This is a genomic window from Stenotrophomonas sp. 01N47 (assembly GCF_056399165.1).
Genome location: NZ_JBFTQU010000009.1, coordinates 248,759 through 264,387 on the forward strand (window position 1 = coordinate 248,759; position 15,629 = coordinate 264,387).

Genomic DNA, 15,629 nt, shown 5'->3' on the forward strand with positions numbered 1-15,629 from the left:
TCCTGCACAGTGAACGGCGCCCCTGCAGCAGCCCGCCTACAATGACCTCCCCCGCCAGCCGATGCGCCCGCCATGACCGACACCCCCCTGCCCACCGATGACCCGATCGCCGCCACCCGCCTGTGGCTGGAGCGCATCGTCATCGGCCTGAACCTGTGCCCGTTCGCCAAGGCGGTGTACGTGAAGGACCAGGTCCGCATCGTGCTGAGCGACGCGACCACACCCGAAGCCCTGGTGGAAGAACTGGCCGAAGAACTGGTGCTGCTGCGCGACACGCCGGCCGAGCAGATCGATACCACCCTGATCGTGCACCCGCAGGTGCTGACCGACTTCCTCGACTACAACGACTTCCTCGACAACGCCGATGCGGCGATCGAGGCGCTGGACCTGCAGGGCATCCTGCAGGTGGCCAGCTTCCATCCGGACTACCAGTTCGATGGCGTCGCCGCCGATGACGCCAGCAACTACACCAACCGCGCGCCCTACCCCACCCTGCACCTGCTGCGCGAAGACAGCGTGGCACGCGCGGTGGATGTCTACCCGGACCCGGACGTGATCGTCGAGCGCAACATCCAGACCTTGGACAGGATCGGTGTCGAGGGCTGGCACCGTCGCCTGCGCGGTGACGACCTGTCATGAGCACGGTGCCGCCGATTGCCACCTGGCCGACTGCGCCGCTGCACGGCAGGGTGGTGCTGGTCACCGGCGGTGCCAACGGCATCGGCCGCGGCATCGCCCAGGCGGTGCTCGGGGCCGGCGGCCGTGTGCTGATCGGCGATCTGGATGGAGAGGCGGGCCAGGCCTGCCTGGCCGAATGGCAGCGCGGCGATGATGCCTCGTTCCAGCGGCTGGACATCACCGACGAAAGCAGCGTGCGCGACTTCATCGCGATGGCCCTGCAACGCTTCGGCCGCATCGATGGCCTGGTCAACAATGCCGGCATCGCCGGGCCGCACGGCACCCTGCTGCAGGACATGGACTGGGAAGAATGGCAGCGCCGGCTGTCATCGCTGCATGGCGCGTTCCTGTGCAGCAAGCACGCATTGCCGGCGCTGTCGGCCGATGCAGGCGCGATCATCAACATCGCGTCGACGCGCGCCTGGCAGTCCGAGCCGCACAGCGAAGCCTACGCTGCGGCCAAGGGCGGGCTGGTGGCTTTCACCCATGCGCTGGCCATCAGTGCGGGACCGGCGGTGCGGGTGAACAGCATCAGCCCCGGCTGGATCAGCACCGATGCCTGGCAGGCGCCGTCACGCCGGCACGTGCCGCAGTACTCGACCACCGACCGCGCCCAGCATCCGGTTGGCCGCGTCGGCGAACCCGAGGACATCGGCGCACTGGCGGTGTACCTGCTGTCCTCGTTGTCCGGCTTCAGCACCGGCCAGGACTTCATCGTCGACGGCGGCATGACCCGGAAGATGATCTACGCCGAATGAACCGCCTTCGGTAGTGCCGGCCGCTGGCCGGCATTCCGGTAGATCCACGCCATGCGTGGATGGCGGCAACCTGCTTACGCCATGCCCGAATGGCGCAGCAGCGCGTCGATCTGCGGCGCACGGCCGCGGAAGGCCTTGAAGTTCTCGGCGGCCGGGCGACTGCCGCCGCGCGACAGCACCTCGTCGCGGAAACGCGCGCCGGTCGCGGCCAGCGCCTGCGGTGCTTCCTCGAACGCGGCATAGGCATCGGCGCTCAATACTTCGGCCCACTTGTAGCTGTAGTAACCGGCGGCATAGCCACCGGCGAAGATATGGCTGAACTGGTGCGGGAAGCGATTCCAGCTCGGCGGATGGTTCACCGCCACTTCCGCACGCACGCGCTCAAGCAGTGCCAGCACGCTGTCCTGCGCCGCCTCGAACTGGCTGTGCAGCAGCATGTCGAACAGACCGAATTCCAACTGGCGCACGGTGGCCATGCCGCTGTGGAAGTTGCGTGCGGCCAGCATGCGCTCGTACAGCGCGCGCGGCAGCGGCTCGCCGGTTTCCACATGCGCGGTCATGCCCTGCAAGTGCTCCCATTCCCAGCAGAAGTTCTCCATGAACTGGCTGGGCAGCTCCACCGCATCCCACTCCACGCCGTTGATGCCGGCCACGCCCAGTTCGCCGATGCGGGTCAGCAGCTGATGCAGGCCATGGCCCATTTCATGGAACAGCGTAGTCACTTCATTGTGGCTGAAGGTTGCCGGCTTGCCATCGGCACCACGGCCGAAGTTGCACACCAGGTACACCAGCGGCGTCTGTACGCTGCCATCGGCGCGCTCTCGGCGGTTGCGGCAGTCATCCATCCACGCGCCGCCGCGTTTGCCCTCGCGGGCGTACAGGTCCAGGTAGAACTGCCCCACCAAGGCGCCCTGCGCATCCACCAGGCGGAAGAAGCGCACGTCCTCATGCCAGACCGGCGCACTGTCTTCCTGCACCCGAAGGCCGTACAGCTGCTCGATCACCGAGAACAGGCCGCCGAGTACCTTCGGTTCGGTGAAGTACTGCTTCACTTCCTGCTCGGAGTAGCTGTAACGCGCCTGCTTCAGGCGGTCGGCGGCGAACGCCAGATCCCAGGCCTGCAGGCTGTCGATACCGAGATGCTCGCGGGCGAACTGCTCCAGCTCGGCGCGGTCCTTGGCGGCGAACGGCTTGGCGCGCGCAGCCAGGTCACGCAGGAAGCCCAGCACTTCGGCGGGGTCGCTGGCCATCTTGGTGGCCACCGAATAGTCGGCGTAGGAATCAAAGCCCAGCAGCGCGGCCAACTCGGCACGCAGTGCAAGGATGCGATCGATGTTGCCGCCGTTGTCCAGTGCATCGTCGCCGAACTCGGAAGCGCGTTGCGCGCTGGCGCGGTACAGGATCTCGCGCAGGTCGCGGTCCTCGCCCCAGGTCTGCACCGGCAGGTAGCACGGCATCTGCAGGGTCAGCTTCCAGCCCGCCTTGCCGTCTTTTTCCGCAGCGGCGCGTGCAGCAGCCTTCACGTCGTCCGGCACGCCGGCCAGGCGCGCCAGGTCTTCGACGATCAGCGACCACGCATCGGTGGCGTCGAGCACGTTCTGCGAGAACTTCGCCGACAGCGCCGACAGCTCCTCCTTGATGGCGGAAAAACGCTGCTGCGCGTCCGCATCCAGTTCGGCACCGCCGAGGCGGAAATCACGCAGGGTGTTGTCCAGCACTTTGCGGCGCGCCTCGTCGAAACCAGCCGCTTCGGTGCTGGCCGCCAGGACCTGGTACTGGCGGTACAGCGCCAGGTTCTGGCCCAGCGCACTGGCAAAGCGGGTCACCCGCGGCAGGTTGCTGTTGTAGGCCTCACGCAGCTCCGGCGTGTTGACCACGCCCTGCAGGTGGCCCACCAGGCCCCAGGCACGCCAAAGGCGTTCGGTGGCATCGTCCAGCGGGGTGACGAAGGTCTGCCAGGTTACCGGCTGCACCTGCTCGGCAGCGCTGACCGCCGCTTCGGCCTGCGCCAGCAGCACGTCCAGCGCCGGCGCCACATGCTCGGGGCGGATCGCCTCGAAGCGCGGCAGGCCGGAAAAATCGAGCAGGGGGTTGGCAACGGTCACGGCAGGTCTCCAGGGTACGGGCCCGGCAGCGCGGGCAGCCAGATCGATATGGCGTTGGCCGGGCCGGCAGACAAGGGGCCGCGGGCCATTGTTCACGTCGGCCTTACGGCCGCCGGCTGAAGCTTGCGGCGCGGGGGAGACCGCAGCGGAACGTATCGAGGAGGCCCCACATGGAAGGTCTGGCTCCAGCTCCATCCGCAGTACGTTCACCGTCGCTGGCGCTGTTGGCCAGCCCGACTGAACTGGCCTGGATCGCCGCGCTGTGCGATGCGGGCGATGATGCGCCGCGCCACCTCCAGCAGTTGCAGGCACTGCAGCGCCAGGGCGGCAGGTTCAGCGACGAGCAGGAATGGTATCCGTTCGAAGTGATCGAGCGCGGTGCCAGCCAGGTGCGGCTGGGCCACGAGCGCGAGTTCGTCATCTGCGTGCTGCTGTGGCTGCAGGCCCTGGCCCAGGGCCGGACCAGCAGCCTGGACCCGCGCCTGCACCTGGACGACCGCGCCGTGGAGATCGAGGCCCTGCCCGACGCTCTGCGCGATGCGGTACTGGAGGCCTTCATGGCCGCAGGTTACTGAGCCTGCGTAGCGACGCGAGAAACACGGGGCGAGCATGGCTCGACCCTGCCAGAGCCCCGGCTTACAGCGCTTCCAGACTGCACCACGGCAATCCAGGCAGGCCCTGCCCGGCCACCGCCGCCGCTACCTGCGCGTCGGCAGCGTCCACATCGATTCCCTGCCGCACATACCAGGCCGGGTCGTAATAGCTGTGCGCGTAGCGATCGCCGCTGTCGCACAGGATGCTGACGATGCTGCCCTGGCGGCCCGCCTCGCGCATCCACTGCGCGGCCTGCAGCACGCCGATGAAATTGGTGCCGGTGGAGCCACCGACGCGGCGTCCCAGCTGGCGGCTGACGTGGCGCATCGCGGCCAGGCTCAAGGCGTCGGGTACCTTCACCATGGCATCGACACTGGTCGGGATGAAGCTGGACTCCACCCGCGGCCGGCCGATGCCTTCCACCCGCGAGCCGCCGTTGCAGGTCATGCCGCGCCACTCGTTGCCGCCGGCCAGGGCAGCCTGGTATCCATCGTAGAACACCGAGACTTCCGGGTCCGCGCACAGGATGCGGGTGTCATGCCGACGATAGCTGACGTAGCGCCCGAGCGTTGCTGCGGTACCGCCGGTGCCGGGGCTGCACACGATCCAGTCCGGAATCGGGCTGGGCTCCTCGGCCATCTGCTTGAAGATCGATTCAGCGATGTTGTTGTTGGCACGCCAGTCGGTGGCGCGCTCGGCATAGGTGAACTGGTCCATGAAGTGGCCGCCGGTTTCGCGGGCCAGCTTTTCCGAATCGCAGTTGAGGTCGCAGGCGCGCTCGACCAGATGGCAGCGGCCACCGTGGAACTCGATCGCCGCGATCTTCTCCGGCGAGGTCGTGGCCGGCATCACTGCGATGAATGGCAGGCCGAGCAGGCGCGCGAAGTAGGCCTCGGAAACGGCGGTGGAGCCGCTGGAGGCCTCGATCACCGGCCGCCCTTCACGCAGCCAGCCGTTGGCCAGCGCATACAGGAACAGCGAACGCGCCAGCCGGTGCTTGAGGCTGCCGGTGGGATGGCTCGATTCATCCTTCAGGTACACCTCGATGCCCTCGAACCCGGGCAGCGCCAGCGGGATCAGGTGGGTATCGGCGGAACGGTTGAAATCGGCTTCGATCTTGCGGATGGCGGCGGCCACCCATTCACGCTGCGACATGGCGGGCAATGGTCATCAGGACGGAACGGTGCGATCCGGCCATTGTACGTCGCGGTGCCGTCAGCTGCCGGCCCGTAGAATGACACCCATCCGGCCGGCAACGGCCCTGTCTGAAGGACCTCCCCCATGACCATTCCCGCCCTGCGCGATGTCCCCGGCGTCGCCGCCCAGGCCCCGGCCGAGACCACCGGCTTCGTCTTCAACCACACCATGCTGCGGGTCAAGGACGCCACCGCCTCGCTGGACTTCTACACCCGCGTGCTGGGCTACCAGCTGATCGACAAGCGCGACTTCGCCGAAGCCCAGTTCAGCCTGTACTTCCTGGCCTACGTTCCGGCCGGCGCCACGGTGCCGGAAGATGACAACACCCGCCGCCTGTGGATGGCCGGCCTGCCGGGCGTGCTGGAACTGACCCACAACCATGGCACCGAGAACCAGGACGGCGCGGTCTACCATGACGGCAACAGCGACCCGCGCGGCTTCGGCCACATCTGCGTGTCGGTGCCGGACATCGAAGCGGCCTGCCAGCGCTTCGAAGCCCTGGGCGTCACCTTCCAGAAGCGCCTGACCGACGGCCGCATGAAGAACCTCGCCTTCATCAAGGACCCGGACGGCTACTGGGTCGAGATCATCTCCAACGCCTGACCCAGAAAGGGGCACAATTCCGGTAGCGCCGGGCCATGCCCGGCGGCCTTGAGCAGGCCGCGCTGCGCGCTCGCCGGGCACGGCCCGGCGCTACCGACTCCGCCCCCCTTTTTAGCGAGGTTCGTATGGAAACGATGGAACTGCACCGTGGCCGCCTGATCGACCACATCCAGCTGGTCGTGCGCGATCTGGCCGCCAGCCGCCGCTTCTATCAGGCGGTGTTCGACACGATCGGCATCCCGGTGGCCGGTGAAGGCGATGACTACTTCTGGGCCGACGAACTGTTCATTTCCAGCGCCAGCAGCGAGGCCGCCGCCGGCCAGTTGACCGGCCGCCACCACCTGGCGTTCCAGGCCCGCGATACCGCCACCGTCGATGCTTTCCACAGCGCTGCGCTGGCTGCTGGCGGCAAGGACAACGGCGCGCCCGGCGAGCGCCATTACCATCCCGGCTACTACGGCGCCTTCGTGCTCGATCCAGATGGCAACAACATCGAGGTCGTCTACCACGGCCCGGCGAACTACAGCGCCGATTCGGTGAAGGTCAGTTTCTGAGCCTACGCTGGCACTGCGGCATGCTGGTGCTGCCGCAGGACAATCCCTCGCAATTTGCTACCCTTCCCCTGCGCTGGATGCGTCCTGCAACCAGCTCGCGGCATCGTTACGTCAGGCGATACGTGCCGGCGTACATTCCCGTGAGGTGACTTGCCGAATGGATCACAGCGTTCCCCGTCCCATCCCGCTCCGCATCCTTGCAACCGGGCAATACATCCCTGCGCGCAGGGTCCATTCGCGTGAGTTCGACCAACGTTGGGGCAAGCCCGCCGGCTGGACTTTACGTCACGTAGGCATCGAATATCGCCATTTCGCCGGCGCCGACGAGCCCGCCTCGATGATGGCCGCGCATGCTGCGCAGGATGCGCTGCAGCGCGCGGGACTGCGCGCTGACGAGGTTGATGTGGTCATCAGTGTCGGCGGGGTCATGGAACAGGCCATCCCCTGCACCGCCGCTCTGGTACAACGGCGCCTCGGGCTGGCCGACAGTGCCATTCCCGCCTTCGACATCAATGCCACCTGCCTGGGCTTCCTGGTCGCGCTGGACCTGATCGCATCGACACTGGTAACCCGTCGCTTCCGGCGCGCACTGCTGGTCGCTGGCGAAGTCGCCTCGGCCGGACTCAACTGGGACGATACCGACACGGCTGCGCTGTTCGGCGACGGTGGCGCAGCGGTGATCGTCGAAGCGGCCGAGCAGGACAGTGCGTCGTGCCTGCTCGCCTCGCACATGGAAACCTTCAGCGAGGGGACCGGCTTCTGCCAAGTCCGCGCCGGCGGCACGCGCGTGCGCCTGGCCGCTGGCGCCGAGGCGTTCGCCGCCGCGTCGCACTTCGAAATGTCCGGGCGCTCCACCTACCGCTTGGCCGCGCAGAAACTGCCTGGCTTCATGCAGACGCTGTTGCAGCGCGCGGGCGTAACGGTGGACCAAGTGCCCCTGCTGGTGCCGCATCAGGCCAGTGCCAAGGCGCTGGACCACCTGCAACGCGCCCTGCGGCTGCCGCACGGCTCGCTGGTGCGCATCCTGCAGACCCACGGCAACCAGATGGCCGCATCCATTCCGTTGGCACTGCACCATGCCATCCAGGCCGGCGACCTGCGTCGTGGCCAGCTGTTTGCGATGGTTGGTTCTGGCGCGGGCCTCTCCTTCGCCGGAGCAGTGCTTAGGTACTGAGCATGACGCAGATCCTGGTCACCGGTGCATCCGGCTTCATCGGCCGCCATGTCGCCCGGCGGTTAGCTGCCGCGGGGCACCGGGTCATCGCCACTGGGCGTGACCGGTCGCGGTTGCACATGGGCAATGACGCGATCCACGTTGTACCCGCCGACTTGGCCTGCGACGCACTCGAGACCTTGATGGAGGGCTGTGACGTGGTGGTGCATTGTGCCGCGCTGTCCTCGCCCTGGGGCCGCGCCGAGGACTTCCAGCGCGCGAACGTGATCGTGACCGAACGTTTGCTCGACACCGCGCGACGCCACCGCGTGCATCGCTTCATCCACCTCAGCTCGCCCAGCATCTATTTCCAGTTCCGCGACCAGTACGACCTCGGCGAAACCTTCGCACCGCCGACGCGCTGGATCACCGAATACGCGCGCAGCAAGTGGGACGCTGAATGCCGGGTGCGCGCCGCTGCCAGCCACGGCATGCAAGCGCTGATCCTGCGGCCGCGTGCTGTGTACGGCGAAGGCGACCGCGCGATCCTGCCGCGGCTGCAGGCCGTCGCCGCGCGCGGCTGGTTCCCGCTGGTCAACGGCGGCCGCGCCCTGATCGACGTCACCCATATCGACAACTTGGTCGCACTGATCGCGCACTGCGTGGACGCCGACGTACCCGGTGACGGGCGCGCCTACAACGTAAGCAACGGCGTGCCCGTGCATGTGCGCATGCTGCTGGAAACGCTGTTTGCCGCATTGGCCCAACCGGTACGCTTGGTGCCGCTGCCGCGCGTACCGATCCTGGCGTTGGCCGCGCTCTCCGAGCAGTGGGCGCGTGGCCGACCGGGCCAGCCCGAGCCACGCCTGACCCGCTACGGTGTGGGCGTACTCGGCTATTCGCAGACGTTGGACATCGGCCGTGCGCGGCGCGAACTGGCGTACCAGCCGCAGACCGACCTCGCTGCGAGCCTTGCCCGCTATGCTGAAGGGTGGAGAACACATGGTCGAGCTTGACTGGCGGCTCTACGAGGCCGGGTACTGCACGCACCCCGAGCGGGCCACTCGCCAAGGGGCGTCCGCGCAGGCCTGCGAATTCCCAGCTCTGGTGGCGCTGCTGCGGCACCCGACGAACGGCTGGATCCTGTTCGACACCGGCTATTCCGAGCACTTCCTGCAGGCGACCGCGACGTTTCCCGAGCGGCTGTATCGCATGGTGACCCCGGTCCACCTCTCGCCTCAGGCATCGCTGGCCGCCCAGTTGCGCCGCGATGGCATCGCCTCCAGTGACATCGCCTGGATCGTGGTGTCGCACCTGCACGGCGATCATATCGGCGGCTTGGCGGACTTCCCGCAGGCCCGCGTGGCCTGTTCGCGTGAGGCCTGGGATGACTTGCAGGCGCGCTCGCGCCTGGGCGCACTGCGCATCGGCCTACTGCCGGCGCTGCTGGACCCGTGGAAGGTCGCATCGCCGCAGTGGTTCGAAGACCTTGCGCCCGCCCCCCTGCCGACGCCGCTCGCTGCCTTCGGCGCCGGCAGGGACTTGTTCGGCGATGGCAGCCTGCTGCTGGTGCCGCTGCCCGGGCACGCCGCCGGCCACTACGGCGCCCTCTTCGATGACGGCCAAGGCCCGGTATTCCTGGTGGCCGATGCCAGCTGGTCGTCACGGGCGATCCGCGACAACACGCCGCCACCGGCGCTGGTCACGGCATGGCTGGGCAGCACCGGCGCCTACCGCGACACGCTGGCACAGCTGCATGCACTACACCGCGCGGCGCCACAGGTTCGCCTGGTGCCTTCGCACTGCCCCGAGTGGCGCCCGGAGCCGCAGGCATGAGCGGCCGGGTTCTGATCCTCGGCGGGCGTGCGCCAGTGGCGCTGGACCATGCGCGCCGCTTCCATCGTCTCGGCTGGCACGTGCAGGTTGCCGACAGCATTCCCTGTCGGCTCACGGGATGGTCATCGGCTGTGACCGCAACCCACATGTTGCGCCCTGCGCGCTTCGATGCCCGTGGTTTCGCCGCCGACCTCAACCGCATCGTCAGCGTGCAGCGCATCGACCTGGTGCTGCCTACCTGCGAGGAAGCGCTGCACCTTGCACGGCATCGCGCCGCACTGCCCAGCTCGCTGCACGTGGCCGTGGACCACTTCGACATGCTGGCCGCCCTGCACAGTAAGTGGGAGTTCCTGAGCATCGCCCGGCGATACGGCGTACCGGTGCCGGACAGCGGCCGGGTGCGCACGCTGGCGCAGGCGCGGGACTGGGCGCAAGGGCGCGCGGTGGTACTGAAGCCGGAGTTCTCGCGCTTTGGCGTGCATTTGCGCCTGTACCCGCAGGGCATTCCCGCGGATGCTGGCGAGCTGCCGACGCTGGGGAACTGGGTGGTGCAGGCGTACCTGGCGGGTGATGAGCTGTGCAGTTATGCAATTGCCCACCAAGGCCGGCTGCTGGCCCATGCGATCTACCGCCCCACACACCGGCTTGGCCGCAGCTCCAGCTACTACTTCGAACCTGTCCACCGGCCTGCACTGCGCGATGCGATCGCCGCGCTCATCCGCGGCACGCACTACAGCGGCCAGATCTCCTTCGACTGGATCGAGCCCGTCGACGGCAGCGCCTGCGCATTGGAGTGCAATCCACGCGCGACCAGCGGCCTGCATATCTTCCCCAGCGACGTCGACCTGCCAGGTGCACTGCTGGGCGCCGGCGGACTGCGCGAGCCGGGCTCGCCCAAGGCCCGGATGATCGCCGTGCTGATGGCCACGGCAGGCCTGCAGGATGCGCTGAAACGGCGGCAGCCTGGTGAGTGGCTCGCCGACTGGCGACGCGCCGATGACGTGATCTCCGTCCCTGGTGACCGCCATCCCCCACTCGGCAGTCTTGTCGATCTGGCCTCCTACGGCCGGTTGGCGCTGCGCCAGGGATGCACCCTGCGCGAAGCGGCCACGCGTGACATCGAGTGGGATGGCGAGCCGCTGCGGTCCGTGCAGGAATGAACGTGGCAGACACCGCAGATACACGTTTCGCGGCAAGCGCACGCACCTTCGCGACCCTCCACGCCGGGCCCGGCACAGGCACGCGGGTACCCAATCTGCATGCGCGCATCGAATCTCTGGCCACTGCGGCCGGTGACCTGCCCGTCACCGTGCACGACAGCCGCGCGGGCGATGCCTGGGTGTGTTCCCCACGCACCACTTACGCCGATTATGCCGCCGAAGAGGGCGCGCGATACCTGCCGGGCTGGGCGGCACCCGTATCGTCGCGCGTGATCGCCTCGCTCGGCCGCTCGCTGCAGTGGAGCGGTATCGACCAAGCCGTCTCGATCAACAACTGGCTGCTATCCACCAACCTGTATCCCGCCCTGGCCTTGGTCGATCCCGCCGCGCTGCTGCAGGAAGCTATCACCCGTTGGCCAGGGCACACTCTGTGGTTCCGCTCGCTCAACGCGCACGACAATGCCGATTGGCTGGCCGCACTGCAGGCAGCGGGCGGACAGCGCGTCACCAGCCGCCAGGTTTACCTCTATGACGACTTCGATGCCCTGCTGCGCCGGCACGGCAACCTCAAGACGGATCTGGCACTGCTGCGGAAGACACCCCTGCAGCATTGCCGCGATCAGGATGTGACCGAGGCCGACTACGCGCGTATCGCCGAGATCTACGCACTGCTCTACATCGGCAAGCATTCGCGGTTCAATCCCGTGTACGACGCGCAGTTCCTTCGCCTGTGGCACCGTGCCGGCCTGCTCACCTTCGAGGGCTTCCGCACCGACGATGGTCGCTTGGCCTGCGTGGTTGGCCTGTTCCGGCAGGGACGCACCGCCACCGCACCCATAGTCGGCTATGACACCGCACAGCCACAGAAGATGGCGCTGTACCGGTTGGCCACGGCATGCGCCTATCGCGCCTGTCTGGCCAACGGCTGGCGCCTGAACTTCAGCGCCGGCGCCGCCGATTTCAAGCGGTTGCGCGGCGGACTACCCGCCATCGAGTACAGCATCGTCTACGCGCGACACCTGCCCACGCGCACGCGCATGGCCGTTACCGCACTGTCCACCCTGACGTGCCGGCTCGGCACGCCCCTGCTGCGCAGATTCCGCCTATGACCGCTTGGCATCCTCTATTGTTTACCCACTGGTACGCCGTAGCCCGTGCCGATGAGGTCCGCGCAAGACCACTGGCCGTCACCCTGCTGGATACGCACGTGGCGCTGGCACGCACTGAAAGCGGCACGCTGATTGCGCTGGAAGACCGCTGCCCGCATCGCCATGTTCCATTGTCGGCCGGCTGTGTCAACGGTGAACGCTTGGCCTGCCCGTACCACGGCTGGTCGTTTGATGCCCAAGGGCGGCTGTGCGACGTGCCCGGGCTGCCAGCGGACGCACCGTTGCCAACCGTCCGGGTCCGTCGTTTCGCCACCTGCGAGTTCGACGGTTTCATCTGGCTGCGCCCCGCCGTCACCGGTGCCGACCATCCCAACGCCATGATCCGCGCCACCGACCCGGATACCCGTCGCTTCCTGTGGCGCACACGCTGGTCGGCGAGCGTGGTCGATGCAATGGAGAACGTCCTCGATCCGCTGCACACGCACTTCATACACGCGGGACTGGTCCGGCGCGATGGCAAACGCATGCAGGCCACGGTCAGCTTCAGCACCACCGAGGAGGGCTTCACGGTTGACTATCGCGGCATGCCCGCGCAGTCCGGGCTGCTGTACCGGCTGTTCGAATCCGAACGCACGGCCGAACGTGCCCACTTCGCCGCCCCGGGGAGTGCCCGGCTCGAATACACCTATGCCAACGGCAGCCGCGTGCTGATCGACCTGCACTTCACCCCGCGCACCGCCGAGGAAACCGATGTGTTCATCGCTCTGCACGTCGAGGGCCGCTGGGCGCCTACTTGGGCGGTGCGGCTGCTGGCCTGGCCGCTCCTGAAGCGAGTGAATGACCAGGACATGGCCATACTGGCGCTGCAGACACGCAACAAGCGCAGGTTCGGCGATCGCAACGGCGCCTCGACAGCGCTGGACATCGTGCGGGGTACGCTGGAGCAGTTCTGGACACAGGGAAAGCTGCCCACTGCGCCGACCGCGCGGGACATCAGCATGCTGTTGTAGTTGTAGCGGGCACGTGCCGGGCGCGATGCCGGCACGTCACCCTGACGTGCATCCCACGCGCCTCAGTGGGCCGCCATGTAGATGTCCTGCAGCACGGCCTTTTCCAGCTCCAGCTCGCCCAGCAGGTTCTTCACGATGTCACCCAGGCTGAGGATGCCGACCAGCGCGGCACCGTCGGTGACCATCAGGTGGCGACGACGCGAGTAGGTCATCAGGGACATGGCCTGCTTCAACGTGGCGTCCGGCGCAATGCCTTCCAGGCCGGTAGACGGCAGGCTGGAAATCACCCGTCGGCCGGCCTGCGGACCATCATCGGCCAGGCTGCGGACGATGTCCTTCTCGGAAATGATGCCGACCGGGGCATTATCCTTCATCACTACCAGTGCAGCGATCCTGTTCGCGCTCATCTTGTGCGCGGCGGCACCGATCGTGTCTTCCGTGTCGATGGTGATGACAGCTTCTTTCTTGGATTGCAGGAGCTCGCGGACGTTCATTCTTGTTTCCTGGTGCAGGTCACTCAAGTCAAAAAAGTGTGCTCTGCCGATTCGCCCCCTCCCCGGGAACAGACCCTTCAGCGCACGTCTGGCGCACTTTGCCGGATCTGGCATTTCGCCAGCAGGCGGCTAGGTGCTGCAACGCGAACGAGGCGGGTTCAACGGCTCAACCCGGATCTCGGTCAACTTGATTCTACGACTGCGTCCATCGGTCACTAGCGGCATCGATGGGACAGTACGTCGTAGGAACCTTCGACACTTCCGAGAATCGCACCCGGCCTGAAACCGGCGCTGAATGCAGTGGGTGCCCCGCCCTCAAGTTCGCACGGGGATGGCCGACGCCGGTTCAACCGCCCGACCCTGCAAAGTCAGGCGGTCAGACTCGGTCCGTCGCGGGAAGTACCGATACCAGAACCCGTAGCGTGCCGACAACACCGGTGCGTAGCATGCGCTGCGGTATGTACGGATGCGCCGGTTCACGACCGGCGCATCCTGCCCGATGCTATCGGGAGCATTGACCCTTCTGGGCCAGCTTCAACTGCGCCACCTGGCGCCGCCCCTCCGCCTCTGGAACGACAGTGAGTTTGGCACCGCCAACGAACACCCCCATCTTGATGGTCTGCTCGATGAAGTAGTTCTTTCCCGCCTCGACAAGCAGCTTGATGTCATTGGGCGAGAACTCAGATTCCGTCGAGATCGCATGTTCCTGGTTGCCGGCCAACAGGGTGTAGAAGAACACCTTGTTCGCGGTCTCACCCAGGCATTCGCCATCGATCCAGAGATCCTTCTTCAGTGCCTGGCCGACAAAACTGTTGCGATAGCAAAACTGTTGCGATAGACATAGACGCCTGCCTTGCCTTCCTCCGGCACCGGGAAGGTCTTGGCCAGTTCCATCTGCCCCTTGTCCGCTGTCGGGACACTCGCACACGCAGACAACATCGCAATTGACGTTGCCAGTGCAACCACCTGCCACTTCTTCATCTACCGCCCCCTGTTATGCGCGTCGATGCGCGCGGATTGAATATTTCATGGACCGTGCCGATGGAGGCCCGCACAGCCTCACGCGGACCCGCCACTGCCCGGCAGGCTTCACCACTGCGGATGATAGGCATCCCTGTACTCGGATTCGGTCACACCCGAGTTGACGAAGCGCCGCATATCCGCGCTCAGTGCGCGCCGAGCGTGCTCAAGTGCGGCCTCGATGCTGGCGAATGATGCGCTCTGTGCGTCGTCCGGATCGGGCGCGACGCTGGGAAAGCTGTAGATGTCCAGATACTCCGCAGTGCCCACGTCGGCAACCTCGTGCAAGGTCACTGCCCACTGCCCTTCCCGTTCGAGATGGATGACCAGAAAGCGGATGGTCCGCCCGTCGGCATCCTGGCCGGCTGGCAGCAACTGTTCAACGCTGCGACCATTGCGCAGGTTGGCGAGCACATCGAATGGATCGAGATGGCGCATGCATCCTCCGTGATGCGGCAGACCTAGTGGACGCATGGTGCCACGCGGGAACGAAAAAGGGCGGTCCTCCCGGACCGCCCCATGTTTCGCTCTTGGTCAAACGGAATAGTTAGTCCAACCCGCCCCCTTGCGGGACAGGCCTTTCGGATCTGAACCATTGCGCTTGTATCGCGCAAGTTAGTCCCACAGGCGCACCTAGTATCGGCAACCCGCAGATGAATTCTCAAGAGTTTTCAGTAAGCGCTGCGACGCAGACATCAATGGGCCGCCAACGGCTTCAGCCCTCTTGATGAATAGGATCATTCGAATAGCAGTCAATCCCTCCGATGTCAGGGATCACATAGATGCCACTATTATCACGACCAACGCCGGGAACCCGATCGCCGTTTACGAATATCGACGAAATCTCCACTCGACCTTCGGCACCTCCGCCTGAAGGGCACATCGTGTGCACTCGAAGGTCCACTTCTCTCCACTGGTTCTCGGGATCGACGCCACGAACTCCAACAGTCAGCATTATGGAATGAAGCGTTGCTCCGGACACATCGGGCAAGTGCAATGTCACCTTATCACGGCCCGCCTCGAAGCCCATATTTGACTTGGACAGAAAGTATCTCCTATTGCCATCACCCACATACATGACGTTCAAGTGGCTGGCCCCGCTCAGAGAACGTGCTGGTAACTCTGTGACATCGAGCGTTACTTGGCCCAGCCTGTCTACGGCAGACTCGTCGACGAAGAATATCTCGCGCAGCGCGGTCGTTTTCTTCGCCGAACATGCCGCGGCCAACAACGCCAAGCACAAGATTGCAGTACGGCGCAACCTTCGCAAATGGACTGTTCTCATTGATTGAACTTCCAGTGATCGCCTCCGGCGCTGAATCCGGAAACGATGCCATCTCTGCAACACCCACCGGACG

The 15,629-nt window shown here is 66.1% G+C and carries 18 protein-coding genes; 11 read left to right on the top strand and 7 right to left on the bottom strand.

The features are described 5' to 3' along the window. Positions 1 to 72 precede the first annotated feature (72 nt). A complete protein-coding gene (locus tag AC1DKR_RS17170) occupies positions 73 to 639 on the top strand; it encodes a DUF1415 domain-containing protein (RefSeq protein ID WP_025877318.1) in 567 nt (188 codons plus the stop codon). After that, entirely contained in the window at positions 636 to 1,436 is an 801-nt protein-coding gene (locus AC1DKR_RS17175) for an SDR family oxidoreductase (RefSeq protein ID WP_478033910.1), read from the top strand. Before AC1DKR_RS17170 ends, AC1DKR_RS17175 begins: the two co-directional genes overlap by 4 nt. A gap of 74 nt (positions 1,437 to 1,510) precedes the next feature. Here AC1DKR_RS17175 and AC1DKR_RS17180 read toward each other — a convergent pair whose 3' ends face one another. Continuing rightward, entirely contained in the window at positions 1,511 to 3,541 is a 2,031-nt protein-coding gene (locus AC1DKR_RS17180; protein WP_478033915.1) for a M3 family metallopeptidase, read from the bottom strand. A gap of 170 nt (positions 3,542 to 3,711) precedes the next feature. On the opposite strand from AC1DKR_RS17180, the gene AC1DKR_RS17185 reads away from it, so the two are divergent. Further along, positions 3,712 to 4,116 carry a hypothetical protein gene (locus tag AC1DKR_RS17185; protein ID WP_478033918.1) on the top strand — a complete coding sequence of 135 codons (405 nt, stop codon included), beginning with the start codon at positions 3,712 to 3,714 and terminating at the stop codon, positions 4,114 to 4,116. A gap of 61 nt (positions 4,117 to 4,177) precedes the next feature. Here AC1DKR_RS17185 and AC1DKR_RS17190 read toward each other — a convergent pair whose 3' ends face one another. Continuing rightward, positions 4,178 to 5,290 (bottom strand): PLP-dependent cysteine synthase family protein, encoded by a 1,113-nt coding sequence (locus AC1DKR_RS17190; protein ID WP_025877326.1) that lies wholly within the window; start codon positions 5,288 to 5,290, stop codon positions 4,178 to 4,180. A 126-nt stretch (positions 5,291 to 5,416) separates the two neighbouring features. Between AC1DKR_RS17190 and gloA the strand changes: the two genes are divergently transcribed. The 8 genes from gloA (at position 5,417) to AC1DKR_RS17230 (ending at position 12,757) form a co-directional block, all read left to right on the top strand. After that, positions 5,417 to 5,935 (top strand): lactoylglutathione lyase, encoded by a 519-nt coding sequence (gloA, locus tag AC1DKR_RS17195; protein WP_180165550.1) that lies wholly within the window; start codon positions 5,417 to 5,419, stop codon positions 5,933 to 5,935. Positions 5,936 to 6,060: 125 nt separating this feature from the next. Continuing rightward, positions 6,061 to 6,489: a VOC family protein gene (locus tag AC1DKR_RS17200; protein WP_312786922.1), complete on the top strand. Its 429-nt coding sequence runs from the start codon at positions 6,061 to 6,063 to the stop codon at positions 6,487 to 6,489. A gap of 157 nt (positions 6,490 to 6,646) precedes the next feature. Then, the gene (locus tag AC1DKR_RS17205) at positions 6,647 to 7,663 is read left to right on the top strand and encodes a 3-oxoacyl-[acyl-carrier-protein] synthase III C-terminal domain-containing protein (RefSeq protein WP_312786923.1); all 1,017 of its coding nucleotides are present in this window, start codon (positions 6,647 to 6,649) and stop codon (positions 7,661 to 7,663) included. A 2-nt stretch (positions 7,664 to 7,665) separates the two neighbouring features. Further along, positions 7,666 to 8,658 carry an NAD-dependent epimerase/dehydratase family protein gene (locus AC1DKR_RS17210; protein WP_478033926.1) on the top strand — a complete coding sequence of 331 codons (993 nt, stop codon included), beginning with the start codon at positions 7,666 to 7,668 and terminating at the stop codon, positions 8,656 to 8,658. Next, positions 8,645 to 9,478 (top strand): MBL fold metallo-hydrolase, encoded by an 834-nt coding sequence (locus AC1DKR_RS17215; RefSeq protein ID WP_478033930.1) that lies wholly within the window; start codon positions 8,645 to 8,647, stop codon positions 9,476 to 9,478. Before AC1DKR_RS17210 ends, AC1DKR_RS17215 begins: the two co-directional genes overlap by 14 nt. Further along, the gene (locus AC1DKR_RS17220; RefSeq protein WP_312787277.1) at positions 9,475 to 10,638 is read left to right on the top strand and encodes an ATP-grasp domain-containing protein; all 1,164 of its coding nucleotides are present in this window, start codon (positions 9,475 to 9,477) and stop codon (positions 10,636 to 10,638) included. The genes AC1DKR_RS17215 and AC1DKR_RS17220 overlap by 4 nt, the downstream gene beginning before the upstream one ends. Continuing rightward, a complete protein-coding gene (locus tag AC1DKR_RS17225; protein ID WP_312787276.1) occupies positions 10,635 to 11,747 on the top strand; it encodes a GNAT family N-acetyltransferase in 1,113 nt (370 codons plus the stop codon). Before AC1DKR_RS17220 ends, AC1DKR_RS17225 begins: the two co-directional genes overlap by 4 nt. Beyond that, positions 11,744 to 12,757, top strand: coding sequence for an aromatic ring-hydroxylating dioxygenase subunit alpha (locus AC1DKR_RS17230; protein ID WP_312787275.1), 1,014 nt, complete (start codon positions 11,744 to 11,746; stop codon positions 12,755 to 12,757). The genes AC1DKR_RS17225 and AC1DKR_RS17230 overlap by 4 nt, the downstream gene beginning before the upstream one ends. A gap of 62 nt (positions 12,758 to 12,819) precedes the next feature. Here AC1DKR_RS17230 and AC1DKR_RS17235 read toward each other — a convergent pair whose 3' ends face one another. The 5 genes from AC1DKR_RS17235 to AC1DKR_RS17255 form a co-directional block, all read right to left on the bottom strand. Then, on the bottom strand, positions 12,820 to 13,251 hold the full coding sequence (locus AC1DKR_RS17235) for a CBS domain-containing protein (RefSeq protein WP_312787274.1): 432 nt from the start codon (positions 13,249 to 13,251) through the stop codon (positions 12,820 to 12,822). Between the two features lie 502 nt (positions 13,252 to 13,753). Beyond that, a complete protein-coding gene (locus AC1DKR_RS17240; protein ID WP_478034040.1) occupies positions 13,754 to 14,044 on the bottom strand; it encodes a DUF2846 domain-containing protein in 291 nt (96 codons plus the stop codon). After that, positions 14,041 to 14,232, bottom strand: a complete 192-nt coding sequence (locus AC1DKR_RS17245; protein WP_478034045.1) for a hypothetical protein — start codon at positions 14,230 to 14,232, stop codon at positions 14,041 to 14,043. The genes AC1DKR_RS17240 and AC1DKR_RS17245 overlap by 4 nt, the downstream gene beginning before the upstream one ends. A gap of 108 nt (positions 14,233 to 14,340) precedes the next feature. Further along, positions 14,341 to 14,709 carry a hypothetical protein gene (locus AC1DKR_RS17250; protein ID WP_478033939.1) on the bottom strand — a complete coding sequence of 123 codons (369 nt, stop codon included), beginning with the start codon at positions 14,707 to 14,709 and terminating at the stop codon, positions 14,341 to 14,343. 277 nt (positions 14,710 to 14,986) lie between these two features. Beyond that, complete coding sequence (locus tag AC1DKR_RS17255) at positions 14,987 to 15,508, bottom strand: hypothetical protein (protein WP_478033943.1); 522 nt, start codon at positions 15,506 to 15,508, stop codon at positions 14,987 to 14,989. Positions 15,509 to 15,629: the final 121 nt, after the last annotated feature.